21 protein-coding genes and 1 tRNA gene are annotated in these 24,660 nt (G+C 64.8%); 10 read left to right on the forward strand and 12 right to left on the reverse strand.

Going from position 1 to position 24,660, the window contains the following annotated elements:
- Nucleotides 1-19: 19 nt before the first annotated feature.
- The 6 genes from scpB to WG907_RS07205 all read right to left on the reverse strand — a co-directional run bounded on the left by scpB (nt 20) and on the right by WG907_RS07205 (nt 5,693).
- Nucleotides 20-613 (reverse strand): SMC-Scp complex subunit ScpB, encoded by a 594-nt coding sequence (scpB, locus tag WG907_RS07180; protein WP_340232063.1) that lies wholly within the window; start codon nt 611-613, stop codon nt 20-22.
- Nucleotides 610-1,380 carry a segregation and condensation protein A gene (locus tag WG907_RS07185; protein WP_340232064.1) on the reverse strand — a complete coding sequence of 257 codons (771 nt, stop codon included), beginning with the start codon at nt 1,378-1,380 and terminating at the stop codon, nt 610-612. The genes scpB and WG907_RS07185 overlap by 4 nt, the downstream gene beginning before the upstream one ends.
- A 5-nt stretch (nt 1,381-1,385) precedes the next feature.
- A complete protein-coding gene (gene nagZ / locus WG907_RS07190; RefSeq protein ID WP_340232065.1) occupies nt 1,386-2,399 on the reverse strand; it encodes a beta-N-acetylhexosaminidase in 1,014 nt (337 codons plus the stop codon).
- A 71-nt stretch (nt 2,400-2,470) separates the two neighbouring features.
- The gene (locus WG907_RS07195) at nt 2,471-3,202 is read right to left on the reverse strand and encodes an SPOR domain-containing protein (protein ID WP_340232066.1); all 732 of its coding nucleotides are present in this window, start codon (nt 3,200-3,202) and stop codon (nt 2,471-2,473) included.
- 20 nt (nt 3,203-3,222) lie between these two features.
- Entirely contained in the window at nt 3,223-4,950 is a 1,728-nt protein-coding gene (argS, locus tag WG907_RS07200; protein ID WP_340232067.1) for an arginine--tRNA ligase, read from the reverse strand.
- A gap of 134 nt (nt 4,951-5,084) precedes the next feature.
- Nucleotides 5,085-5,693, reverse strand: coding sequence for a hypothetical protein (locus WG907_RS07205; protein WP_340232474.1), 609 nt, complete (start codon nt 5,691-5,693; stop codon nt 5,085-5,087).
- A 185-nt stretch (nt 5,694-5,878) separates the two neighbouring features.
- On the opposite strand from WG907_RS07205, the gene ispH reads away from it, so the two are divergent.
- From ispH to WG907_RS07230, 5 genes are all read left to right on the forward strand, one after another.
- A complete protein-coding gene (gene ispH, locus WG907_RS07210) occupies nt 5,879-6,838 on the forward strand; it encodes a 4-hydroxy-3-methylbut-2-enyl diphosphate reductase (protein ID WP_340232068.1) in 960 nt (319 codons plus the stop codon).
- A gap of 4 nt (nt 6,839-6,842) precedes the next feature.
- Entirely contained in the window at nt 6,843-7,820 is a 978-nt protein-coding gene (gene thrB / locus WG907_RS07215; protein WP_340232069.1) for a homoserine kinase, read from the forward strand.
- Complete coding sequence (gene rnhA / locus WG907_RS07220; protein ID WP_340232070.1) at nt 7,817-8,263, forward strand: ribonuclease HI; 447 nt, start codon at nt 7,817-7,819, stop codon at nt 8,261-8,263. The genes thrB and rnhA overlap by 4 nt, the downstream gene beginning before the upstream one ends.
- Before the next feature lie 214 nt (nt 8,264-8,477).
- Complete coding sequence (locus tag WG907_RS07225) at nt 8,478-9,908, forward strand: tetratricopeptide repeat protein (RefSeq protein ID WP_340232071.1); 1,431 nt, start codon at nt 8,478-8,480, stop codon at nt 9,906-9,908.
- A 182-nt stretch (nt 9,909-10,090) separates the two neighbouring features.
- Nucleotides 10,091-15,406, forward strand: coding sequence for an autotransporter domain-containing protein (locus WG907_RS07230; RefSeq protein WP_340232072.1), 5,316 nt, complete (start codon nt 10,091-10,093; stop codon nt 15,404-15,406).
- 154 nt (nt 15,407-15,560) lie between these two features.
- On the opposite strand, the gene WG907_RS07235 is transcribed toward WG907_RS07230, so the two are convergent.
- Nucleotides 15,561-15,636 (reverse strand) — tRNA-Ala (locus WG907_RS07235).
- A 221-nt stretch (nt 15,637-15,857) separates the two neighbouring features.
- Between WG907_RS07235 and WG907_RS07240 the strand changes: the two genes are divergently transcribed.
- On the forward strand, nt 15,858-16,835 hold the full coding sequence (locus WG907_RS07240) for a DUF2171 domain-containing protein (RefSeq protein ID WP_340232074.1): 978 nt from the start codon (nt 15,858-15,860) through the stop codon (nt 16,833-16,835).
- A gap of 434 nt (nt 16,836-17,269) precedes the next feature.
- Nucleotides 17,270-17,608: a DMT family protein gene (locus WG907_RS07245; RefSeq protein WP_340232076.1), complete on the forward strand. Its 339-nt coding sequence runs from the start codon at nt 17,270-17,272 to the stop codon at nt 17,606-17,608.
- Nucleotides 17,609-17,611: 3 nt separating this feature from the next.
- Here WG907_RS07245 and queA read toward each other — a convergent pair whose 3' ends face one another.
- From queA to WG907_RS07270, 5 genes are all read right to left on the reverse strand, one after another.
- Complete coding sequence (gene queA, locus WG907_RS07250; RefSeq protein ID WP_340232077.1) at nt 17,612-18,640, reverse strand: tRNA preQ1(34) S-adenosylmethionine ribosyltransferase-isomerase QueA; 1,029 nt, start codon at nt 18,638-18,640, stop codon at nt 17,612-17,614.
- A gap of 21 nt (nt 18,641-18,661) precedes the next feature.
- Nucleotides 18,662-19,420 carry a peptidylprolyl isomerase gene (locus WG907_RS07255; RefSeq protein WP_340232078.1) on the reverse strand — a complete coding sequence of 253 codons (759 nt, stop codon included), beginning with the start codon at nt 19,418-19,420 and terminating at the stop codon, nt 18,662-18,664.
- 93 nt (nt 19,421-19,513) lie between these two features.
- The gene (gene coaD / locus WG907_RS07260; protein ID WP_340232079.1) at nt 19,514-20,026 is read right to left on the reverse strand and encodes a pantetheine-phosphate adenylyltransferase; all 513 of its coding nucleotides are present in this window, start codon (nt 20,024-20,026) and stop codon (nt 19,514-19,516) included.
- A 1-nt stretch (nt 20,027) separates the two neighbouring features.
- Nucleotides 20,028-20,885, reverse strand: a complete 858-nt coding sequence (locus WG907_RS07265) for a polyprenyl synthetase family protein (RefSeq protein WP_445326790.1) — start codon at nt 20,883-20,885, stop codon at nt 20,028-20,030.
- Nucleotides 20,886-20,946: 61 nt separating this feature from the next.
- The gene (locus WG907_RS07270) at nt 20,947-21,207 is read right to left on the reverse strand and encodes an exodeoxyribonuclease VII small subunit (RefSeq protein ID WP_340232081.1); all 261 of its coding nucleotides are present in this window, start codon (nt 21,205-21,207) and stop codon (nt 20,947-20,949) included.
- 169 nt (nt 21,208-21,376) lie between these two features.
- Here WG907_RS07270 and WG907_RS07275 point away from each other — a divergent pair, with 169 nt between their 5' ends.
- The 3 genes from WG907_RS07275 (at nt 21,377) to purL (ending at nt 24,469) form a co-directional block, all read left to right on the forward strand.
- Nucleotides 21,377-21,760 carry a hypothetical protein gene (locus WG907_RS07275; RefSeq protein ID WP_340232083.1) on the forward strand — a complete coding sequence of 128 codons (384 nt, stop codon included), beginning with the start codon at nt 21,377-21,379 and terminating at the stop codon, nt 21,758-21,760.
- Between the two features lie 114 nt (nt 21,761-21,874).
- Nucleotides 21,875-22,168 carry a hypothetical protein gene (locus tag WG907_RS07280; RefSeq protein WP_340232084.1) on the forward strand — a complete coding sequence of 98 codons (294 nt, stop codon included), beginning with the start codon at nt 21,875-21,877 and terminating at the stop codon, nt 22,166-22,168.
- Nucleotides 22,169-22,228: 60 nt separating this feature from the next.
- On the forward strand, nt 22,229-24,469 hold the full coding sequence (gene purL, locus WG907_RS07285; protein ID WP_340232085.1) for a phosphoribosylformylglycinamidine synthase subunit PurL: 2,241 nt from the start codon (nt 22,229-22,231) through the stop codon (nt 24,467-24,469).
- The last annotated feature ends 191 nt before the right edge of the window (nt 24,470-24,660 follow it).

The following is a 24,660-nucleotide window of genomic DNA, read 5'->3' on the forward strand; positions in this document are numbered from 1 at the left end:
ACTCCCGCAAGACGCTTGTTTAGGCGTCTTCGTCATCATTTTCCACAACGGATTGGCCGCCCGGACCCTCCAGCGCCAAATCTACCGGATCGAGCAGGCCCGCCGCACGCAGATCTTCGATGCCGGGCAGGTCGCGGCGGCTGCCAAGGCCGAAATGCGACAGGAAATCCGCGGTCGTCGCATAGATCAGGGGCCGTCCCGGCACCTCGCGCCGCCCGGCGGGCCTCACCCACCCCGCTTCCATCAGCACGTCGATCGTGCCTTTGGCCACCTGAACCCCGCGAATCGCCTCGATCTCCGCGCGGCTCACCGGTTCATGATAGGCGATGATCGCGAGCGTCTCCATCGCCGCACGGGACAGCTTGCGAGTCTCGTCCTTCTCCCGCCGCAAAATATGGGCGAGGTCGGCGGCGGTCTGGAAATGCCAGCGCCCGCCGCGCTCGACCAGATTGACGCCGCGCCCGGCATAGTCATCGGCCAGCCGCGCCAGAATGGCGGCAAGATCGCCGCCCTTCCCGACATGCAGGCGCAAATCCGCGATCGTCAGCGGCGCTTCGGCCACGAACAGCGCCGCCTCCACCGCGCGCTGGAAATCGTCCGGTTCCCCGTTCATGCCGGGACCGCCGCCCGCAGGAAAATAGGCGCGAAAATCGCCTCCTGCCGGATCTCCAGCCTGCCCTGCCGCGCCAGTTCCAGCGCCGCGACGAAACTGCTGGCGAGCGCCGAGCGGCCAAGCGCGCCTCCGTGACCGGCGGGCAGGAAAGATTCAAGCGCGGTCCATTCGATCGCCGTACCGAGCAGCGCCGCGACTCGCTGGATCGCTTCGTCCAGCGTCATTACGGGCCGCGTCGCGACATGATGGACCGCCGGCTGGCTCCGCGCGCGAAGCTGGCCATAGGATTGGATCAGGTCAAAGAGGCCCGCCTGCCAGCGCGCCCTGCGCACCAGCCGCAGTCCTTCAGGGGCGGGGCGGACGAAGACGTCACGACCGACCCGGTCGCGCGCCATCAGCCGTGCCCCTGCTTCCCGCATCGCATGCAGGCGCTGGAGCCGCAGCGCGAGCCGCAGCGCCAGATCCTCCGGGCTGGGATCGGGCTGCGCCTCGCGCGGGAGCAGCAGCCCGGATTTGAGAAAGGCGAGCCAGGCCGCCATCACCAGATAATCGGCCGCCAACTCTAACTTCACCTGTCGCGCGCCCTCGATGAAATCGAGATATTGCTCGGTCAGCGCAAGGATCGAAATTTCCCGCAAATCGACCTTTTGCGACCGCGCCAACGCCAGCAGCAGGTCGAGCGGCCCTTCCCAGCTCTCGAAACTCACGGTCAGAATATCCGGCGAAGGCGCTGGCGGATCGAAAAACAGATCGTCTGCCACCGCCATGCCCGTCACGCCGGAACCAGCGCCAGCAGCGCGTCACGGGTCGCGAGCAACTGATCGAACGGCGCATCGTCCACCGGCGCTTTGACCGAGGCCATCGCCCGGTCGAGCCGGCTTTTCGCCAGCGGCGTGATCTCGGGCAGCAGGTCGGCGATACCGACCATATCGTCCATCCGCGCCCAACAATTGAGCGCCAGATCGCAACCCGCCGCGACAACGCCCGCCGCCAGTTGCGGAATACCGCCCTTGAGCGCCTTCATGTCGAGATCGTCCGACATCAGCAGCCCGTCGAAGCCGATCCGCTCCCGGATGATCTTCTCGATCACGGTTGGTGACAGGCTGGCCGGCAGGGCCGGGTCCCAGGCCGTATAGATGACATGCGCGGTCATGCCGATCGCCGCGTTTTTCAGGGTCTTAAACGGCGCGATATCGATCGCGAGCGCCGCCTCGTCGTCGGTGACGACAGGCAGTTCCAGATGGCTGTCGACCAGCGCCCGCCCGTGACCGGGCATATGCTTGACGATCCCCACGATGCCGCCATCCGCCAGCCCCTCCAGCGTGGCACGGCCGAGCGCCGCGACTCGCATCGGCTCGCTTCCCAGCGTGCGGTCGCCCATGATGTCGCTCGCGCCCTCGCGCCGCACGTCGAGCAGCGGCAGAGCATTGACGGTGATGCCGACCTCATACAGCGTTGCGGCGATAGCGCGGGCATTGGCTCTGGCGGCGGCGATCGCGCTGGCCGGCGCGATGTCGTACAGCGCATCGAACACCGCGCCGGGTGGAAAGGCCGGCCAGACGGGCGGCTGCATCCGCGCGACCCGGCCACCTTCCTGATCGATCATGACGAGCAGGTCGTCACGGCCATGCAGCGCCCTCAGGTCATCGGTCAGCGCGCGTAACTGAGCCCGATCCGCGATGTTGCGCCGGAACAGGATATAGCCCGCCGGCTCCGCCTCGCCAAAGAAGCGGCGCTCGTCCGCGCTCAACATTTCGCCGGCAATACCGAAGATGACTGGTTTCATGGGGCCTTATGCTAACCGCTCGGAACCGTCCTGTCGAAGGGGAGTTCGCCGCGACCGGCCACGCCCTCCTTTCAGTTGACGACGATACAGCTTTCGCCCGCGACCTTCAGCTTGCCGCACATCGTCCCCGCCTGCGAACCCGCCGTCGCCCGCAGGCGATAGACGGTGCCGCCGCCGACTTCGGCCGGCTCCACGGACATGCCGAGCGGTGCGAGATAGGCGAAGCGTTTCGACAATTTCGTCCAGGCGTCCTTCGCGCCCGACTGGCTGCCATAGGCGCCCAACTGGATCATCGCGCCACCGCTCGCGGGCCTGGGCGCGGCGCTGACTACCTTGGGATGGGTTTCGTCCTCCACCGGCGTGCTGAACCTCTGCGATGGCCTGGATGCGACCGCCGGCTTCGTGCCGCTGGTCGGCGCAGGCGTGGTCTTGGTGATCGGCGCTTCGGGCACGCGGCTGGGATCGATGCGGCCTTCGCGCACGACGCCCTCGCTCGCGGCATAGCTGGCATCGCCCTCGCCATCGAACTTCTTGGCGTCCGCTTCGTTTGCAGCGATCTTGTAGCCGGACGCCGGCGCAGCGATCAGCTTGCCCTCGCCGGCCGCGCCGCTGGTCGAGCCGCGATTTTGCAGCCACCACACACCGGCGACCACCGCGCCGATCAGCGCGAGCCCGACGATGATCAGGCCCAGCAGCCGCAGCGGCGAAATGCGCTCTTCATCATCTCCGTCGACGGCAGGCTCCAGCCAGGGCAGCCGGTCCTCATCGTCAAAATCGAGTTCGCCACGCGCATAATCGCCCATCGCTCAGCACTCCGTCCGCATCACTGCATTTCCGTCAGGGCGGCCACACCCATCAAAGCGAGGCCATTGCGGATTATCTGCCCTATTCCGCGACTTAAGAAAAGCCGCGCTGATGTGGTGGCGGGATCGTCGGCCAGGATCACGCGCGCCTCGGGGCGGTCGTTCCCAACATTCCACCAGCCATGGAACGCCGATGCCAAGTCGTTGAGATAGAATGCAATTCTATGCGGCTCACGCGTCAGCGCCGCCCCCTCTACCACGCGCGGGAACTGGGCGGCGAGCTTGACGAGGGCCAATTCCTCCGTCCCAAGCCGGGACAGGTCGGGAACGGGCAGTTCGATTCCCGCCTCCGCCGCCCGCCGGTCGAGCGAGGAAATGCGCGCATGGGCATATTGCACGTAGAAAACCGGATTGTCCTTCGACGCTTCCACCACCTTGGCAAAATCGAAATCCATCTGGGCATCGGCCTTGCGCGTCAGCATGGTGAAGCGGACCACATCCTTGCCCACTTCGCCGACCACGTCGGCCAGCGTCACGAAATTGCCCGCGCGCTTGGACATCTTCACCGGCTCGCCGTCGCGCAACAGGCGCACCATCTGGATCAGCTTTACGTCGAAGCGTGCCTTGCCTTCCGTCAGCGCCGCGACCGCCGCCTGAATGCGCTTGACGGTGCCGGCATGGTCCGCGCCCCAGATATCGATCAGCTGATCTGCAACCTGCGCCTTCTGGAAATGATAAGCCATGTCCGCGCCGAAATAGGTCCAGGCGCCGCTGGATTTTTTGATCGGCCGGTCCTGATCGTCGCCGAACTGCGTCGAACGGAACAGCGGAAGCTTAACCGGCTCCCAATCGTCGGGCAACTCGCCCTTGGGCGCTTCCAGAACGCCGTCATAGACGAGGTCGTGCGCGCGCAGCCAAGCCTCCGCCTCGTCGGGCTTCCCCGCCGCCTGCAACGCGGCTTCGGACGCGAACACGTCATGATGGATGCCGAGCAGAGCGAGATCGTCGCGGATCATGTCCATCATCCGGGCAACGGCGAAGGTACGAAACGCGACCAGCCATTCCGCTTCCGGCGCGCCCACGAACCTGTCGCCATGCTCGGTCGCCAGCGCCTGCCCCACCGGCACCAGATAGTCGCCGGGATACAGACCTTCGGGGATCGCGCCCACATCCTCGCCCAGAGCCTCGCGGTAACGCAGATGCGCAGACCGGGCTAGCACGTCGACCTGCCCGCCCGCATCGTTGATATAATATTCGCGGATCACCTTGTGCCCGACATATTCGAGCAGCGTCGCGAGCGCATCGCCCACCACCGCGCCCCGGCAATGTCCCATATGCATGGGTCCAGTCGGATTGGCCGAGACATATTCGACATTGACGGTCACGCCCTGTCCTATGTCCGATCGGCCATAGGCGTCGCCCTCCGCGTGCAGAGCGGACAGCTCGGTCCGCCAGACCGCCTCGGTCAGCGTCATGTTGATGAAACCGGGGCCGGCAATGGCGGTGCTCTGGACTTCGTCGAGCGCGGCAAGCTGCGCCACGATCTTTTCCGCCAGCGCGCGCGGATTGGTCCCGGCGGGTTTGGCCAGAACCATGGCCGCGTTGGTGGCGAGGTCGCCATGGCTCGCGTCGCGCGGCGGCTCGACCGTCACCGCCTTGCGATTGAGGCCGGCGGGCAACGTGCCATCGGCCTCCAGCGCATCCAGCACAGCATCGAGATGGGTAGTGAAACGGGTGTAGAGGGACATGACAGGAATCCTGCATACCCCGTTCGCCCTGAGCTTGTCGAAGGGCCCGGCAAAGCCGAAGGCGAAGCCCTTCGCTTCGCTCGGTGCAGGCTTCGACTTACGCTCAGCCCGAACGGGGAAAGTTCGAAAAAGACTTAGCGCGTCGCGTTATACTGAAGCTGGTCCGGCGTCAGGTTGAACCCGACGAGCAGCTCGAAGCTGGTTCGCAGCAACGCCGCCTTGACGTCGGGTTGGGCGAAGGGATCGATCGCCGCGTCCGCGTCGCCTGCCTTGCGCTTCTGCGTGATCTTGTCGCTGATCTCGGTCGGCAGCGTCGCCGACGCCTTGTCGACAAAGGAACCCGCCTTCGCGCTCGTGCTGGCGCGATAGTCGCCGGCCGCGAAATTCAGCGTCACCTGCCCCACCCGCTTGGCGACCACGGCATTGCCGCCGCGCACAACCGTGGCGAAAAAGGGCAGAGTCACCTGCCGCGCCGCGCTTGCTTCGCTGCGGCGGGCGTTCACGACGAAATTCGCTTCGGTATAAAGCTGCGCGCCATCCGCGCAGGTCGAGCGCAGATCGGTGATGTTGGCGACCACGTCGATCGCCGAAGCATCGCGGCTTTGGGCGGGGCTGAACAGCGTCACGTCCCCGGTATAGGCCGGGATCGCCGCCGCCGGGCAGGCGGACCGCACCGCGACGACGCCGCCTGTGGCGTCGATTTCGCCCCGCCGCGAACACCCCGCGAGCGAGAGGGCGAGCATTCCGGTCAGCGCGATACGAGACAAAGTTACAGGCTGGGTCACAGGCAGAAATTCCTTGCAGCACGCCCGCAGGCAATGGCCTTCCGGGCCACAGGCATGAGCGCTTCCTTATCCATCCCCCGCCGCCCGCGCAACCGAAACGAAGCCGCTTTTCTCTTGGGCGACATTGTCCTAAGCCGCTCGCCATGACCCAGCCTCCGGCCACCCTTCCACCGATCAAGCTGCTGATCGCCGCGCCGCGCGGTTTCTGCGCCGGCGTGGATCGCGCCATCATCATCGTCGAAAAGGCGATCGAGAAATATGGCGCGCCCGTCTATGTCCGGCACGAAATCGTCCATAATAAATATGTGGTGGACAATCTGCGCGCCAAGGGCGCGATCTTCGTGGAGGAACTGGACGCCGTGCCCGATGGCAAGCCGGTGGTGTTTTCCGCCCATGGCGTGCCCAAATCGGTGCCCGAGCGCGCGGGCGAGCGCGCCTTGCCCTATCTCGACGCCACCTGCCCGCTGGTCAGCAAGGTGCACAGGCAGGCCGAGCGGCAGGTCGAACTGGGCCGCCATATCCTCTTCATCGGGCATAAGGGCCATCCCGAAGTCATCGGCACGTTCGGCCAGGTGCCCGAAGGCGCGATGACCCTTGTCGAGACCGTCGAGGATGCCGAGGCGCTGATGGTCATCGATCCCGACAAACTCGCCTTCCTGACGCAGACCACCCTCTCGGTCGACGACACCGCCGCCATCGTGGCCGTGCTCACCCATCGCTTCCCCACGATCGAGGCCCCGCGTGGCGAGGATATCTGCTACGCCACGTCGAACCGGCAGGCAGCGGTCAAGGCGATCGCGGATGAATGCGACGCAATTCTGGTGATCGGCGCCCCCAACAGCTCCAACTCCCTGCGCCTCGTCGAAGTCGCCGAACGCGCCGGCACGCCGGCTCGGCTGATCCAGCGCGCGACCGAAATCGATTTCGCCTGGCTCGACGGGGTACGTACACTCGGGCTGACCGCCGGCGCATCTGCCCCGGAAATATTGGTGCGCGAAGTGGTAACGCATATCGGCGCGCGCTTCGCCATCACCGAGGAACAGGTCGAAACGGCACGCGAACGCATCGCGTTCAAGCTGCCGCGCGGGCTGGAGGCGGCATAAACATATGGCCGTCTACACCCATGTTCCGGCGGAGGAGATCGACGCCTTTCTGACCCGCTACGACGCCGGGTCGCTCGTGTCCGCCAAGGGCATCGCCGAGGGGGTCGAAAACAGCAATTATCTGCTGGAGACCAGCGGGCCGGACGGTGCGGGCCACCGCTATATCCTGACCCTCTACGAAAAGCGCGTGGACGAAGCGGACCTGCCCTTTTTCATGGACCTGCTCGATCATCTGGGCGCGCGCGGCTGCCTCGTCCCGCGCTTCATCGCCGACCGCGAGGGCCGGCGGTTGCAGCAATTGTCCGGACGGCCCGCCTGCCTCATCGAATTTCTCACCGGCATCTCGGTGACCGAACCGACGGCCGCGCAAACGCGTGCGGCGGGCGCGGCGCTCGGAAAACTGCATCGCGCGGCGGAAGGTTTTGCGGGCGCCCGCCGCAATTCGCTCGACATCGCCGGCTGGCATGATCTTGCGCGCAAATGCAACGGAGATTTCGACAGGATCGCGCCCGGCCTTGGCGCGCGCGTCACGCAGGAACTCGCTTTCCTCGACGCGCACTGGCCCACCGACCTGCCCCACAGCGTCATCCACGCCGATCTTTTCCCCGACAATGTGCTGATGCTCGGCGACAGCGTCACCGGCCTGATCGACTTCTATTTCAGCTGCACCGATATCCGCGCCTACGACCTCGCCGTCACCCACAGCGCCTGGTGCTTCAGCCATGATGGCGCGACCTGGTTCCCTAAGCGCGGTGCGGCGCTGGGCGCGGGCTATGCGGAAGGTTTCGGGCTATCCCAAGCGGAACAGGCCGCGTTCCCGATCCTGTGCCGGGGCGCGGCGCTGCGTTTCCTGCTGACCCGGGCCTATGACTGGATCAACACGCCCGCAGATGCGCTGGTCACGCGCAAGGACCCGCTCGCCTTCCTGCGACGGCTGGATTTCTATGCAGCCTCCGACCCGCTGGAGCTGCTCGGCGCATGAGCGAGCTGACAAGCGTCGAAATCTTCACCGACGGCGCATGCAAGGGCAATCCGGGGCCCGGCGGCTGGGGCGCGATCATCCGGTCGGGTTCCAACGAAAAGGAAATATCGGGCGGCGAAGCGCAAACCACCAACAACCGGATGGAGATGATGGCGGCGGTCGAGGCGCTGAACGCGCTCACGCGTCCCTGCGCCGTCACGCTCTTCACCGACAGCAAATATGTGATGGACGGCATCACCAAATGGATTTTCGGCTGGCAGAAGAACGGGTGGAAGACCGCAGACCGCAAGCCGGTCAAGAATGCCGAGCTGTGGCAGGCGCTGATTGCCGCGACCGCGCGTCATCAGGTGTCGTGGAAATGGGTCAAGGGCCATGCCGGCCATCCCGAAAATGAACGCGCCGACCAGTTGGCCTGCGCCGCGGCGGAATCGTTTCGGCGATAGAGCAATATCAGCTCAGGCCAATCATAGCGCGCGGCGCTCATGATCTGAGGCCGTGCAGTCGCAGCTGGGCCCGGCCAAAATGCGAAGATAAAAATAATCGGAGTATGATCCGCCTTTATTTAAAGTGGATCATACTCCCGGCCAGAGCCTGCTTGCGATTTTTTTCTGAGCCAGTAAGTATCTAATTCATAACAACTTAAATGACGGTTGAAACATGGGAGCGGGCGGAAGACTGGACGGATGGAAGGCGATTGCCGCCTTTTTCGGCAAGGACCGGACCACCGTGGCCCGATGGGCGCGGGAGCGTAACCTGCCCGTCCATCAGATTCCGGGCGGAAAGCAAAAGTCGGTATTCGCCTTCGAGGACGAACTGGCCGCATGGGCGCGCGCCAATGTGGAACCGGGCGCCGGACTCCCCGCCCAGGCCATATTGCCGGACGCGGACAGGCCCGCGCCCGCTGTCGACCTGGACGAAGCAAGGCCGGACGAACCCGCTGCGGGCATCCCGCCGACGCCCGTCATTTCCGTCCCGCCGCCGCGCCTTTCCCGCTGGCGAGCCACGGCGATCTGGGGCGTCGCCACGATCCTGTGCATCGGCATTGCCGCATGGATGGCCAACTCTCGCGTCGACGCCGCGCGCGACGACCACCGGACGATGCCGCGCTCACCCAGTGTGGCAGCCGACTATGTCGCGGCCAGAGACGCCTGGGGCCAGCGCACCGCGCCCGACCTGCAACGCGCGATCCGGCTGTACGGCCGCGTTATCCAGCAGGAACCCGATTTCGCGCCGGCCCGCGCTGGCCTTGCCGAAGCCTGGCTCATCATCCGCGAATATGGCGACGTCGGCGACGCACGCGCGTTCGGCGCGGCGCGAATAGCCGCCCAGCGCGCCATCGACCTCGACCCCGACCTTGGCAGCGGCCATCGCGCGCTCGGCTTCGTAAACTATTGGTGGGATAATGACCCGACGAGCGCGCTGCGCGAATATAAGAGGGCGCTGAAGCTCGACGGCACCGATGCCCAGACGCATTTCTGGTATGCCAACATCCTTGCCGACATGGGCGCGAGCGCAGCCGCCGAACGCCATTACGCACGCGCCAAGCTGCTCGATCCGGGGTCGCAGTCGATCGCGATCGAATATGCCTGCGCCCAATGGCAGGCCGGGCGGGACCGCCTCGCGCTCAAGCTGCTGACCGAGCTGCGCCGTCGCTATCCGTCGGACGCGACCATCGAGAATTGCCTGACCTGGGTCTATATCGGCCTTGGTGACATGGCCGGAGCATCACGCGCCTATGACAATCTGGCGGCTTTGCGCAAAGAACCCCAACTGGTCAGCCTTGCAAAGCGGTTGCGGGCAGGGGTTGCGGCAGATCCGGCGACCGCGCATCGCACGCTGATCGCCGACGCCCAGCGGGAAATCGCGCTCGGCACGCGGCGCATCCGGGAAGTTCCGGCTTTTTACGCGTCCGCCATGGGGGACCGGATCGCCCTTCTGGGCCTGATGCAGCAGGCCGTCGTGCAGGGCGAGAAATGGTATTCTCCCAGCATCACCAGGAGGATCGCCGCCAGGTGGCATAAGGATGCGGAAATCATGCGACTGCTCCATCATGTCCGAATGCCGCCGCCCGCCTTCGAGAGCCTCTAAAGCCCGCGCCGCCATTCGCAGCAATTCGCATCAATTTGCTGCATGCCTAAAATTTCCTTTTTCTCCTAACAGGTTGGACCGTTCCTTTCGGCCCGGCAGCGCTGCCGCACACGGCATGAACAGCCGGCCGGAATGCAGCGGCAGGTCGCAGGACCTGACATGAATACAGTGGGGAGAGAATCGTGAAGTCCAGTCTCAATCATGCGCGCAACAGCATATTCGTAGGCGCAAGCCTCTACGCGCTGGCCGCCGCCAACCCCTCCTTTGCACAGGCCTGCCCCGGCACGCTCGCCGCCCCCTGCGACGTCGCCGTCACGACCGATGGCCAGACCATCGTCGCGCAAGGGCCCACGCAAATCGTCAATACCGCGTCCAACACCGTGATCCGCCAAAATGGCACCAGCTATCTGCTGGTCGACAACCGCGCCGGAGCAAGCATTGCCTCGCTGACGCTCAGCCCGCCGACCCCCAACCCGGTCCAGCCCGGCGCCGTGCTGCGCCCGCACGTCAACAGCGCCATCGTCAATGCCGGCGCGATCAATGGCAATGTCGCATTCATCTCCGGTGGTATTTACGTTAACGCGGGCGGAACCGTCAGCGGCAACGTCGGCCCGGCGAATCTGCAAGGCTTCTCGAACGAGATTTTCATCAATCGGGGTGGCCCCAACCTGGGTGTCGCCGGCACGATCGACCCCGGTAACGGCGCCGACACCTTCATCCAGTCTTTCAACGCTTCGAACATCTTCGCCATCCCGTCCACCTTGCCCCTGCATTTCGAGGTCGGTGGCGTCGAAGCGCTCGGCGCGGGTACAATGGTCACCGTGACCAATGAAGCCGGATCGACAACTGCAAATGGCCTCGCCGTCTGGGGCGACGGCGCGATCGTCAACCAGGCGACCATCAACGACATTTCGCTCGACGGCTCGAACCTCCCCCCGGCCACACTTGCCAACACCCGGACCCGCGCGGTCAACTATGCCGGCAGTGTCGGACAAAGTGGCCAGCTGGTCATCACCCAGCCGGGCGCCAACGGTCAGCCGTTCCAGAATATCTTCACGACCGGCAGCGCGCTGCAATCCTTCACGAACCAGGGCATCGTCAACGGCGATCTGGCGATCAACGCCGCCGCCTTCGTCAACAGCGGCGCCATCAACATCCGTTCCAGCCAGCCCGGCACGATCATTCAGGGCGCGGCCGGCAAGGCCTTCAGCTTCGTCAATAGCGGCAGCGTCATCATGACCGATGCCGGCACGCGCCAGCCCGGCAATATCCTCGATTCCGCCATCACCCTCGTCACGGCCGTCGAAGCGACCGCCGCAGCGCCGGTCAGCATCCTCAACGACAGCAGCGGCATCATATCGGGCGGCCTGGCCTTTGCCGGACGCCCAAGCGATTTCCGCTTTGAGAATAAGGGCGCGATTTCGATCGGGGCCAATCCCAACGGCATCGACCGCGCCGCAGAACTCTCATGGGATGGCATTGACGCCGGGCTCCCCGAGGACGATTCCTTCGCCGCGACCAGCGTAACCCTGCTCAATAGCGGGACCCTGGAGGGCGGCATCGACGCGAGTGGCGCGACCCGCAGCTTCAGTTTCACCAACAGCGGGACGATCACGACCGACCCCAACGATCCGGACGCCGAAGCCGTCCAACTGGAGGCCAATGACTTCGCCGCTGTTGGGGGCGATGACGATATCATCGACGGCGACAACTTCACCTTCCTCAATACGGGGTCCATTGCCGGCACGACGTCCCTGTTTGCCGAGGCGACCACCGTCACGGTCACTAACAGCGGCCAGATGGCGCGGGCGGTCACGCCCAACCAGAAGGCTTATCCCGCTCGCTATTCGGGCCTCGATATCGAGCAGGAAACCAATCTCGACGGCATTCTCAACTTCACCAACAGCGGCACGATCGAAACCGCCGACCATGGCGGCGGCGCGGTGCTGATTTCCGTCGAGGCCGGGGATATCGGAAGCGGTCTGCCCGCCGCGGCCACGGCAAACGCTATGGTCACTATCGTCAACAGCGGCACCATCCGCACCACCGGCAGCAATTTCCTGACGCCGGGCCAATTTTACGGCCTGCCGCAGAACCGCCTCGTTAGCCAGCCCACGATCGCGCTGGGCGTTGCGCTGGATGCTGAAGGCCAATCCAGCCTGTCGATCACCAACGCCGCGGGCGGCCAGATCCTGTCGCAAGCCAATAGCCTGCTGTTCGGTGCGCCCAATGGCGCGATCACACTGCCTAACCAGGCGACGGGCAACGGCATCGTCGCTACTGCCGACACCATCACCATCGTCAATGACGGCCTGATCCGCACCACGCCCGGCGGCGGCACGTTCCTGAGCGCTGTCAATACGCCCACCTCCACGCTTGCCTTCTCCTATGCCGATGGCAACATCATGGACGACGCCACGATGGAAGGCGTGATCGGCGGCGGCATCGACACTTTCAATTCCGTCGATCTAGTCACCAATGGCGCGACCGGCGTTATCGAAGGCGGCATCGCCCTGCGTCAGGGCGACGACACGCTCACCAATATGGGTCGGATTAACGGCAATATCTTCGCCGGCTCGGGCAACGACCGGATCTTCAATACGGGATCAATGACCGGCAATGTCGCGATGGGCGCGGGCAATGACGTCTTCGTCACGCTGCTCAAGGATTATGCGACTCATCTCAGCGGCACCGCCGATGGCGGCGAGGGCCTGGGCGACAGCTTCATCTTCAATGTCAGCCAGGGCGGCTCCTTGCAGGACATGGCGCTGGCGCAGAAGAGCGGATTTGAATATGTCGCCCTCGCCGGCGATGGAGAGGTCACCAGCAGCGGCGACGTGGCCCTGGCGCCGATCCAGCTCGCGACCGGTGCGATCACGCTCGCGCAGGGCAGCACCGTCACAGCCGCCAGCGGCTTCGCGTTCCGGGGCGACGCCGCGCTGGACCAGGATTTCACCAATCGGGGCACGATCAACGGCTCGGTCGCGCTCGGCACCGGCAATGATCGCTTCGCCAATTATGGCGCGCTGAACGGCAATCTCGACCTCGGCGACGGCGACGACAGCTTCGTTCAGGGGATCAACGCCACTCTGAACGGCACGGCCGATGGCGGCGCGGGTACGGACAGCTTCGTGATCGACATCACAGGCGGCGGCAAGCTCGACCAGTCCCTCTACACCCAGCTCGTCAATTTCGAATCGCTCGGCCTTACCGGGTCCGGCGCGATCGAATCGGACGCGCCCCTGCCCGTCCAGACCGTTCAGCTCGACAGCGGCGCGCCGATCACGTTCGGCCAGAACGCGGTGATCCAGACGCAGGGCGACACCGCCGTCACCGGATCGGACAGCGGCGATGACCTTACCAATCAGGGCACGATCATCGGCGACGTCGCACTGGGCGGCGGCGACGACGCCTTCGCCAATGCCGGCACGACCACCGGCAATGTCGACACCGGCGACGGCGCGGATCAGGTCGGCAACAGCGGCACCGTTACCGGCGACGTCGATACCGGCAGCGGCGACGACAGCCTGACCAACAGCGGCTCGATCAGCGGCGACGTCAATCTGGACGGCGGCTCGACACCTCCCCCGCCCGTGGAAGAAACGAGCCAGCTCGCTCAGGCCCGTTTCGCAAGCGCCTTCGCGGTGACCGCCCTTGCCCTTCCCACCGACGGTAACGACGAGTTCGCCAACAGCGGCACCGTTTCGGGCAGCGTCTTCGCCGGCGGCGGCAATGACCGCTTCACCCTGACCGGCTCGGTCGGGGGCGATGTCGATCTTGGCAGCGGCGACGATGAACTGATCCTTCAGGGCGCATGGGCGATCGGCGGCACCACCGCCGGCGGCGATGGCACCGATGTGGCGCGCGCCAGCTTCACCGGCACCGGGGCAGCGCCACAGGAGGTCAACCTGTCCGGCTTCTCCGCCTTCGAACAATTACAGGTCGAATCCGGCACCGGCGCGATCAACGGAACGGCGAGCTTCGGATCGATCGCGGTCGATGGCGGCCGCCTGATCGGCCGGACGGGGTCGACGATCAATGGCAATGTCACCGTCGCGTCGGCCGGCACCTTCGGCAGCGCGGGCACGGTCAACGGGTCGGTTAATGTCAGTGGCACCCTGTCGCCCGGCGCTTCGCCCGGCACGATGACGGTCAATGGCAATGTCCTGCTCAACGCGGGGTCGAACAGCCTGTTCGAATTCACTCCCGCCGCCAGCGACGCCCTCGTCATCAACGGATCGCTGACCATCGCAAATGGCGCGTCGCTGACGCTCACGGGCAATCGTCCGCTCACGCCCGGCATCTATAATCTTGTCACCGCAACCGGCGGCGTCAACGGCACCTTCGGCACCAATGTCACCCGCGACGCAACTGTGCTGGGCGTGCTCAGCTATGCGCCCAATGCGATCCAGTTGCTCAGCATGTTCCAACTGCGCGCCGGTGCGAACGCGCAAGCGACGCTGACGAACGCCTATCTCAACCGCCTCCTGCTGGGCGGCGCGCCATCCGGCATCCTCGCCGCCTTCCCCGTCCTGGTCGGTGCGGACGGCTTCGCCAGCGCCGCCGCGCTTTCGACGCTCAGCCCCGAACCCTACGCCTCGGTGGTGCAGGTCGGCATCGAGAACGGCCTTGCCATCACCCAGGCGTTGCGATCGGTTCGCCTGGCCGGGATCAGCGATGAAAGCGGCCTGTTCGTGTTCGGTCAGGCCTATGGCAACCGCCGCGACCTGTCGGGCGATGCGCGCGGCGTAGCGAAGGCCGATATCGACAGCAGCGGCTTTCTGGGCGGCGTCGGCTATGGCAACTCCACGCTCGGCGCGACCCTGTTCGTGGGCCGCAGCGACTCTCGCCAGCGCCTGCGTGGCATCGGTGCGCGCAACGATGCGGACGGCCTGTTCTTCGGCGGACGGCTGCATTATGCGGCCGGCGGCTTCTCGGCCGGCGCGACATTGCTGTTCGATCGCGCCAACGCCGACACGCTCCGCAATCCGGCGACGGGCGGCACGGCGCGCAGCCATTACAGCCTGCGCGGCACCAGCATCGACGCCTTTGTCGGCTATGGCTTCCCGGTCGGCGACGGCTGGCAGATTGGACCGGAAGTCGGCGTGACCCACATCTCGGTCAAACGCGGCGCGGCGGTGGAAAGCGGCGGCGGGGCCTTCGCGCTCACTGTCGCCAAACAAAAATATGACGCCACCTTCCTGACCGCCGACCTCAAATTGTCGGCGCCGGGCGCTGGCGCCGTGCGGCCCTGGATCGCTGGCGGCGTGCGGCATCGGGCCAGCGGCGACGCGATCACCGCCACCGGCGCCTTTGCCGGTGCCTCGGTCGGCTACACTGTCGCCGGCGCGGAACGCGACCGCACGCTGGCCCATGCCGGCGCTGGTCTGGATATCGCTGTCAGTTCGAGCGTCTCGCTGTTCCTGGAAGGCGACGCCGAATTTAGCGGCCAAAGCGCGTCGCGTCACATCAACGGCGGCATCACCTTACGCTTCTGACGCTCGAATCGGGCGCTTAAAAAAGGGGCATGGCCGATCGTCCGGCCATGCCCCTTTTGCTATCCGGCCGATCGATGCTGTTATACACAGCCGCCGGCCCGTGATCCGCCCGACCAGGCAAATCACCCGCAATTTCAAGTGTCGTGAAAATCCTTGGTGGAGCCTAGCGGGATCGAACCGCTGACCTCGTCATTGCGAACGACGCGCTCTCCCAGCTGAGCTAAGGCCCCAAGGAGCGCTGCCTATAGGCGAGCCTTTTGCCCCATGCAACGGTCTTTTGGGACCTGGCCGAAATAGCGAAGGTCATCCCACCCACGCTCTGCGAGTCGATAAACCGGTGCAAAGCCCGGACATTACTCTTGCGTAATGCGTGGAACAGCCAAGCCCTTCCCACATTGTTCCCGCAGCGGCGCTTTCGGTGCGTCGACACGCAAGCATGAGGAGAAGGACGATGGGTTACCAGAGCGGACGCCGCTACGGTGGCGATGATCGCTATCCGGGCGATCGGTACTCCAGCGACTGGGATCGCGGCTCTGATCGGCATCGCGGGAGCGAGCGGGGCCACCGCGAGGAACAGGGCTATCGTTATGGCACGCGCGGCCAATTTGGCGGGCCCGACCCGCTTTACGGACGGAATGATCCCGATCCGCGCCGCAATCCGAATGATTATGACCCCGAAGATCGCGGCTTTTTCGACCGGGCAGGCGACGAAATCCGTAGCTGGTTCGGCGATGAGGAAGCCGAGCGCCGGCGCGAATATGACGATTATTACAACCGCCCCTATGGCGATCCGCGCGATCAGAGCAGCCGCATGGGATATGCCTCCGCCTCGGGCAGCCGCTACCTCCCTAATCGCGGCTATGCCCCCTTCGCCGGAGAGCGCAGCGGCTTTGGCAATGAAGATAATGGCAACCGGGTGCGCGCCTATGGGCCGCAGCAAAATTATGGCGCGCAATATCGCGGCGGCCACGACAGCAATTATCATGACTGGCGCAATCAGCGGATCGAGGAACTCGACCGCGACTATGCCGAATATCAGAACGAGCATCGCGAACGCTTCCACAATGAATTCACGAGTTGGCGCTCGCGCCGTGGCGAGCAGCGTCAGGCGATTCAGCAGGTTCGCGAGCATATGGACGTCGTCGGCAGCGATGGTGCCCATGTCGGCAAGGTCGACAAGCAACGCGGCGACCGCATCATCCTGACGAAAAACGACAGCGACGCGAACGGCGTGCATCATTCGATCCCGTCCTCATGGATCAAATCGGTGGATGCGCAGAAAGTGACGCTCGAAAAGACCGCCGACGAGGCGCATCATGCCTGGCGGGCCGAGCGCGAGAACCAGGCTATGTTCAACGATCGCGACGATCGCCATCGGCAGGACCGATCGCCAGCGGAAAACGGCCCCCGTCGCGGCGTAACCGGATAAGGACCGCGACTTTTGTTCTTGGGCGTCGTGCGTAAAATGTGATCCGTTCGCCCTGAGCGAAGTCGAAGCCTGTCCTGAGCGCCTGCTGCAAGCAGGCAGTCGAAGGGGACCCTGCTGAGCGGAGGCGAAGCTCACTTCCCCCGGATCAAGTCCGGGGTCAGTGGAAGGCTTCGACTTCGCTCAGCCCGAACGGAGAAAAAGCGATCTCGATTTCAGGCGCGATGCGCTGACGTCACACAAAATGGGTCCGGCCGCTGGTCGGGCCCTTTTCCTTGTTCCGACCCCTTTTCCTTAATCGCATATGCCATGCCGAATTGTTCCCCGGCGAACGCCGGCGCCCAGGAGGCACAAGGAACGACGCTTCATCACTGGACCCGGCGCATGCCGGGGACCAAGATCAACCTGATCTCATCACTTCAGCTGCTAAGGCTCCCATGCCCACCATCCTGCTGCTCATCCTGTCCAATCTGTTCATGACCACGGCTTGGTACTGGCACCTCAAGGGCGGCATGGGAAAGCCGCTGCTGATCGTCATCCTCATCAGCTGGGGCATCGCCTTTATCGAATATTGCTTCGCCGTGCCCGCCAACCGGATCGGATTCGCGCACGGCTGGAGCGCCAGCCAGCTCAAGGTCGCGCAAGAGGCCATCGCCCTTATCATCTTCGGCGGTTTCATGGTGACCGTGCTGGGCGAGCCGCTGCACTGGCGGCACGCCGCCGCCTTCCTCTGCATCATGGCGGCCGTCGGCTTCCTGTTCGCTGGCCGGAACTAAGTCTCAGGGCAGCAGCAGCGAACTGTCACCATAGCTGTAGAAGCGATAGCCCCGCCCGATCGCCGCCGCATAGACGTCCTGCATCCGTTCCCGGCCCATCAGCGCCGAAACCAGCATGAACAGGGTCGATTTGGGCAGATGAAAATTGGTCATCAGGCCGTCGACCGCGCGGAAGCGATAACCGGGCGTGATGAAGATGCGGGTCTCGTCCGCGAACGGCCGAATAAGGCCATCCTCCTGCGCGGCGCTTTCCAGCAGACGCAGGCTCGTCGTGCCGACCGCGATCAGCCGCCCCCCCGCCGCCCGCGCGGCATTCAGCCGGTCGGCGGTCGCGGCGTCGATCCGCCCCCACTCGGCATGCATGCGATGATCGCTGGTATCCTCCGCCTTGACCGGCAGGAACGTACCCGCGCCGACATGCAGGGTCAGCGCCTCCGTGGCGACCCCTGCCTGCCCCAGCGCCGTCATCAGGTCCGGCGTGAAATGCAGCGCCGCCGTGGGCGCGGCCACGGCGCCATCCTCGCGCGCGAACATCGTCTGGTAATCGCTGCGGTCGCGGTCGTCGGTCGGGCGCTTCGTAGCAATATAGGGCGGCAGCGGCATCCGCCCCGCCCGCTCCAGCAGCACCTCCACCGGCTCGTCGCCCTCGAAACGCAGCGTAACGCCGCCATCTTCGTCCCGCGGGCCGGCGATGGCCGCGACCCCCGCGCCGAAATCGATCCGGTCGCCGTCCCTCACCCGCTTGGCGTTGCGCAGGAACGCCTGCCACTGCCGAAGCCCCAATCGCTTGTGGAGCGTCGCGCCGATCCGCGCCTGCCCGCGCACGCCTTCAAGCTGGGCGGGAATGACGCGGGTATCGTTGAACACCAGCACATCGCCAGCGCGCAGCAACGACGGCAGGTCGCGCACGACCCGATCCTCGAACGCGGCATCGCCCGCCACCAGCATCAGCCGCGCGCTATCGCGCGGCGAAGCCGGCCGCAGCGCGATCCGTTCGGGCGGCAGGTCGAAATCGAACAGGTCTACGCGCATGAAGCTGGCCGGATAGGCGCCTTACTTCTTCTTGGCGGGCGAAGGCTTTTTGGACACCGCCTTGGGCTTGGCCGGTGCGACGATCGAAGGTTCAGGCGCGGCGGGCGCGATCGGCGCGACCACGGGCGGTTTGCCGTCGCTGTCTATCGACGCCTGGAGAATGACGGTCGGGTTGGCCGGCGGCTCGCCTTGCGCGATCGCGTCGACATATTGGATGCCGTCGATCACGCGGCCGAATACGGTATATTTCTTGTCGAGCTGCATGCGGGGCAGCAGGACGATGAAGAACTGGCTGTTGGCGCTATCGTCGCTTTGCGCGCGCGCCATCGACACCGTGCCGCGCAAATGGGGCATGGGGTTGAATTCGGCCTTGAGGTCGGGAAGCGTCGATCCGCCCGTGCCGTCGCCCTTGGGATCGCCGCCCTGCGCCATGAAGCCGGGGATCACGCGATGGAATTTCAGGCCATTATAGAAGCCCTGCCGCGTCAGCTCCTTGATGCGCTCGACATGGGCCGGGGCGATGTCCGGGCGCAACTGGATGCGCACGCGCCCGCCGCTCGACAGGTCGAGGTCCCACACATTCTGCGGATCGACCGGCACCACCGCCGGGGGCAGCTTGACGACTTCCAGCCCCAGCGCCTTGGCGGTTTCCTCGGCGCGCACCGCCGATTGTTCCTTCTTCATCGCGTCGCCCTTGCCGCCCTGGGCGAGCGCGGCGCCGCTGGATGCGAACAGGGCGAAGCCGATTGCCGCAGTCGTGAACGCCCGAGTGAATCGCATGGATGATGCTTTCCTGATCTTATAAGCCGGATGGCGGAGCTGCCCTGATAGCGCGCTCATCGCGATTGGCAACTGAACGCAGTCTTAGCAAATTCAGCCGTCGCCTTTACGCCCGATCGCCGCGACCCTGGCCTCGACCTCGCCACGCACCGCCGGACTGACGAATTTGTGGATCGGGCCGCCATAAAGCGCGATTTCCTTGACCAGACGGGACGCGATCGGCTGAAGGCAGACATCCGCCATCAGGAACACCGTCTCGACCCGGTCGTTGATCTGCTGGTTCATGCCCGCCATCTGATATTCATATTCGAAGTCCGCCACCGCGCGCAGCCCCCGGATGATGACGCTCGCGCCCTGCGATTCGGCAAAATCCATCAGCAGCGAATTAAAGCCGCTCACGACGATCTCCGAACCGATGTCCGCGCATTCGCGCCGCACCATCTCCAGCCGCTCCTCGTCGGAAAACATCGGCGATTTGGCGATGTTGGTGGTGACCCCGATCACCAGCCTGTCGACCAGCTTCGCGCCGCGGCGGATAATGTCCATATGGCCGAGCGTGACCGGATCGAATGTGCCGGGATAGACGCCAATTCGCTGCCTGCTCATGCTATCGGTCCCTCTCCACGATATAGTCCGCGATCGCGCGCAGCAGGTCGGCCTCCGCGCCAGCCCCGTGCAGATGCGCCTTGGCCTGATCGACGAGCAGCCGCGACTGTTCCCGCGCCCTTTCGACCCCCAGCAGCGAGACGAAGGTTTCCTTGCCCGCCTCCGCATCCTTGCCCAGCGCCTTGCCGGCAAGGTCAGCGTCGCCCTCGACATCCAGCAGGTCGTCGGCGATCTGGAACGCCAGCCCGATGTCGCGCGCATAGCCGCGAAGGCCGATTCGTCCCTCGGGCGGGACGCGCGCCAATATTGCCCCCGCCTCGACGCAAAAGCCGATAAGCGCACCGGTCTTGAGTTGCTGAAGCCGCGTGACCGTTGGCAGGTCAAAGCCGAACCGCCCCGCCTCCAGGTCCATCATCTGGCCGCCCGCCATGCCGGCAGGCCCGCTCGCCAGCGCCAACGCGCGCACCAGCTCGATCCGCACGAACGGATCGGCATGGGTCGCCTCGTCGCTCAATATCTCAAAGGCGATGTCGTGCAGGCAATCGCCCGCCAGGATCGCCGTCGCCTCGTCGAACGCCTTGTGCACCGTGGGCTTGCCCCGACGCAGATCGTCATCGTCCATGGCCGGCAGGTCATCATGAATGAGCGAATAGACATGGATACATTCGACCGCGAGGCCGACTCGCAACGCGGAGTCGCGCGCAATATGGAACAGGTCGCAGGTCGCCTCAACCAGCAGCGGCCGCAGCCGCTTGCCGCCGCCGATCGCGGCATGGCGCATCGCCTCGTACAACCTGCTCCGCGCATCGTCGGGCACAGCGAGCACATGGTCGAAAGCCGCGTCGATCGCAGCCGCCATCGCCGCCGATCGCTCGGCGATCAGCACAGCGGCTGAGCCCCCTTTCACCACGCGACCGCCGTCAATCCGCGCCAAAGGGCTGAGCGCCGGTCACGGCGCCGCTCGCGTCGAGCGTCAGCTTCTGGATGCGCGCCTCGGCCGCCTGCAACCGTTCCGTGCAACGCTTCCGCAACGCTTCGCCCTGCGTATAGAGCGAAATCGATTCATCGAGCGGCACATCCCCGCTTTCCAGCCGGCGGACGATCGCTTCGAGCGCACGCAGTGCGTCTTCGAACGACAATATCGACGGGTCGACGGGCTGGTTCATGCTGTCCTCTGCCATGTTTCTGCATTGGCCCGCACCGCCATCGCGGTCAAGCCTGTGCCGCGGTTAACCGTGGATCGTGATGCACCCGTTCGCAAATTGTTACGCCCTTGCACAACAGCGCTAGCGGAATTCGGGCAATTTTGCGTTGACGCATCATGTTGCGCTCGCACATAAAAGGATCGCTATGAAATATTATCTCCCCCTTCTCGCCGTTGCCGCCCTCAGTTCGCTGTCCGCCTGCAACAAAAATGATGAACCCCAAGTCGTGGGCGGCCCGGCCGATCCCATGGCGGAAAAGCTGGCCAACGCCGCGCCGGTCGAACTGCCGCCGATGGTCAAGGTCAGCCGTCAATATCGCTGCAAGGGCAACAGCCTCGTGTTCGTCGACTTTATGAGCGACGACAAGACCGCGATCCTGCGCACCACGAAGGACGGCTCGCCCACCACCCTGACCGCCGCCGAAGCCGGCAAACCCTTCACCGCCGAGGGCGGTTATGAAGTCAGCGGATCGGGCAAGGACATCACCGCCAATGTCGCGGGCAAGGGCGCGCTCAGCTGCAAGGCTTGAGCCTGACAATCTCTTCGACTGCCAGGCCGGATTTCTCTCGTGGAAGTCCGGCCTTCATTTTGCGCTGGGCCGGATCGCGACGTCGATCATAATGGGGCGAAAGGATCGAATTTGGTGTTTCTGACGAGGCCTCATGTCCCAGCGCCCTATCCTGCGTGGCGGCCGATCCTGTGGGCCATCATCGCCACCCTGCTTATCACCCCCGCGGTCGCAATGCGGTTCACAAGCGAGGTCCGCTGGGGCGTGGAGGATTTTGCCGCCGCCGCCTTATTGCTCGGTGCTGTCGGCACGAGTGTCGAACTGACGATGCGTTTCGTCGCCCGCCCCTTCGTCCGGCTTCTGATCTGCGCGATCGTTTCGGGCGCGGTCCTCTCTATCTGGGCTGATGCGGCTGTCGGCATTTTCTGACGGCGGGGGCAAGCGCCCTTCTGGTTGTGCTTCGCCCGCGCGCTCGCTAAAGGCGCGTGCATGTCCAGCACCGCCAGCCAGATCACCCCGGAAATCGTCGCCGAACATGGCCTCTCCCCGGAAGAATATGACCGCGTCTTAAAAGCCATCGGCCGCGAGCCGAACCTTACCGAACTCGGCATCTTCTCGGTCATGTGGTCGGAACATTGCAGCTATAAGAGCTCCAAAATCCACTTGATGAAGCTGCCGACCACCGGCCCGCAGGTCATTTGCGGCCCCGGCGAGAATGCCGGCGTGGTGGATATCGGCGACGGTCAGGCGGCGATCTTCAAGATGGAGAGCCACAACCATCCGAGCTACATCGAACCCTATCAGGGCGCAGCGACGGGCGTGGGCGGCATATTGCGCGATGTGTTCACCATGGGCGCGCGCCCGATCGCGAACATGAACGCGCTGCGCTTCGGCCGGCCTGACCATCCCAAGATGCGCCACCTCATCAGCGGCGTCGTGCGCGGCATCGGCGGCTACGGCAATTGCGTGGGCGTGCCGACCGTGGGCGGCGAGGTGAATTTCCACCCCGCCTATGACGGCAATATCCTGGTCAACGCGATGACGGTCGGCATCGCCGACACCGACAAGATTTTCTACAGCGCCGCCTCGGGCGTCGGCAATTCGATCGTCTATGTCGGCTCCAAGACCGGCCGTGACGGCATCCATGGCGCGACCATGGCCAGCGCCGATTTCGGCGAGGACAGCGAGGCCAAGCGCCCGACCGTGCAGGTCGGCGATCCCTTCACCGAAAAGCTGCTGATCGAGGCCTGCCTCGAACTCATGTCATCCGACGCGATCGTCGCGATTCAGGATATGGGCGCGGCGGGCCTCACCTCCTCCTCGGTCGAAATGGCGAGCAAGGGCGGAGTCGGCCTGCTGCTCAACATGGATGCCGTGCCCCAGCGCGAAACCGGCATGACCGCCTATGAAATGATGCTCTCCGAATCGCAGGAGCGCATGTTGATGGTCTTGAAGCCCGGCCGCGAAGCCTTCGCCGAAGCCATCTTCCACAAATGGGAACTGGACTTCGCGGTCATCGGCGAAGTCACCGACACCGGCCGCATGGTCCTTATCCACCATGGGGAGACGGTGTGCGACATTCCGCTTGGGCCCCTCGCCGACGACGCCCCGCTCTACGACCGGCCCGCCGCCAGCAAGGAAGAGTATAAGGCGTGGGCCAATGTCCAGCCGCTCGGCGACATACCGCAATCGACGGATATCGGCGCGGACCTGTTGAAGCTCATGGCCTCCCCCGATATCGCCAGCCGCCGCTGGATATGGGAGCAGTATGACCATATGGTCGGCGCGGACACGGTGCAGCGCCCCGGCGGCGACGCCGCAGTGGTGCGCGTCCATGGCTCGACCAAGGGCATCGCGATCAGCACCGATTGCACACCGCGCTATTGCTATGCCGACCCCTATGAAGGCGGCAAGCAGGCGATCGCCGAATGCTATCGCAATCTGAGCGCGGTCGGCGCGACCCCGCTCGCCGTCACCAACTGCCTCAATTTCGCCAACCCGCAACGGCCCGAGATCATGGCCCAGCTGACCGGCTGCCTCGAAGGCATGGGCGACGCCTGCCGCGCGCTCGACTTCCCGATCGTGAGCGGCAACGTCTCGCTCTATAACGAAAGCAAGGCCACCGGCGGCGGCAGCGCGATCCTGCCGACCCCCGCGATCGGCGGCATCGGCCTGCTGGCGGATGTCGACAGGATGGCGACGATTGCGTTCAAGGATGAAGGGGAGGATATTTACCTCATCGGACATTCTGTTGGCCATCTCGGCCAGTCGCTCTGGCTGCGCGAAGTCCATGGCCAAGAGGCTGGTTCTCCCCCGCCGGTCAATCTTGTAGATGAACGGAAGGCCGCCGACTTCGTCCGTCTCCTGATCGCCGAAATGGGTGCGACGGCCGTTCACGATTGCTCTGACGGCGGCCTGTTGGTCACGGTCGCGGAAATGGCGCTCGCTTCGGGTATCGGCGCCAATCTTGTTGGCCAAGGCCCTCTCAACAAGGGGCGTGTAGGCGATTTGCCAGTGGCAGCGTGGGCCTTTGGCGAAGATCAAGCCCGATATGTCGTAACCGTGCCCAAAGGCACCTTGGACGACGTTCTTGTCGCTCCGGTAGCTGTTGACAAAATCGGTACAACGGGAGGTGCGGCATTGTCATTCGGCACCTCGCAAATCCCCCTCGCCGACCTGCGCCCCGCCCATGAAGGCTTCTTCCCCAAACTGATGGACGCCGAACTCTAACCCCGCCCCCTCTCGTCATCCCCGCGGACGCGGGGACCCATCTCTCCCCACACGACGAGGGCCTGGTCGAGAGGTACAGCGACAAAGCGTCGTCCTATGGGTCTCCATCCGCATCGCTATCGGATTCTTTGCTTCACCATCGAAGGCTCGAAACGGCCCATGGGTCCCCGCGTCCGCGGGGATGACGAAGG

The organism is Sphingobium fluminis (genome assembly GCF_037723805.1).
Lineage (GTDB): Bacteria > Pseudomonadota > Alphaproteobacteria > Sphingomonadales > Sphingomonadaceae > Sphingobium.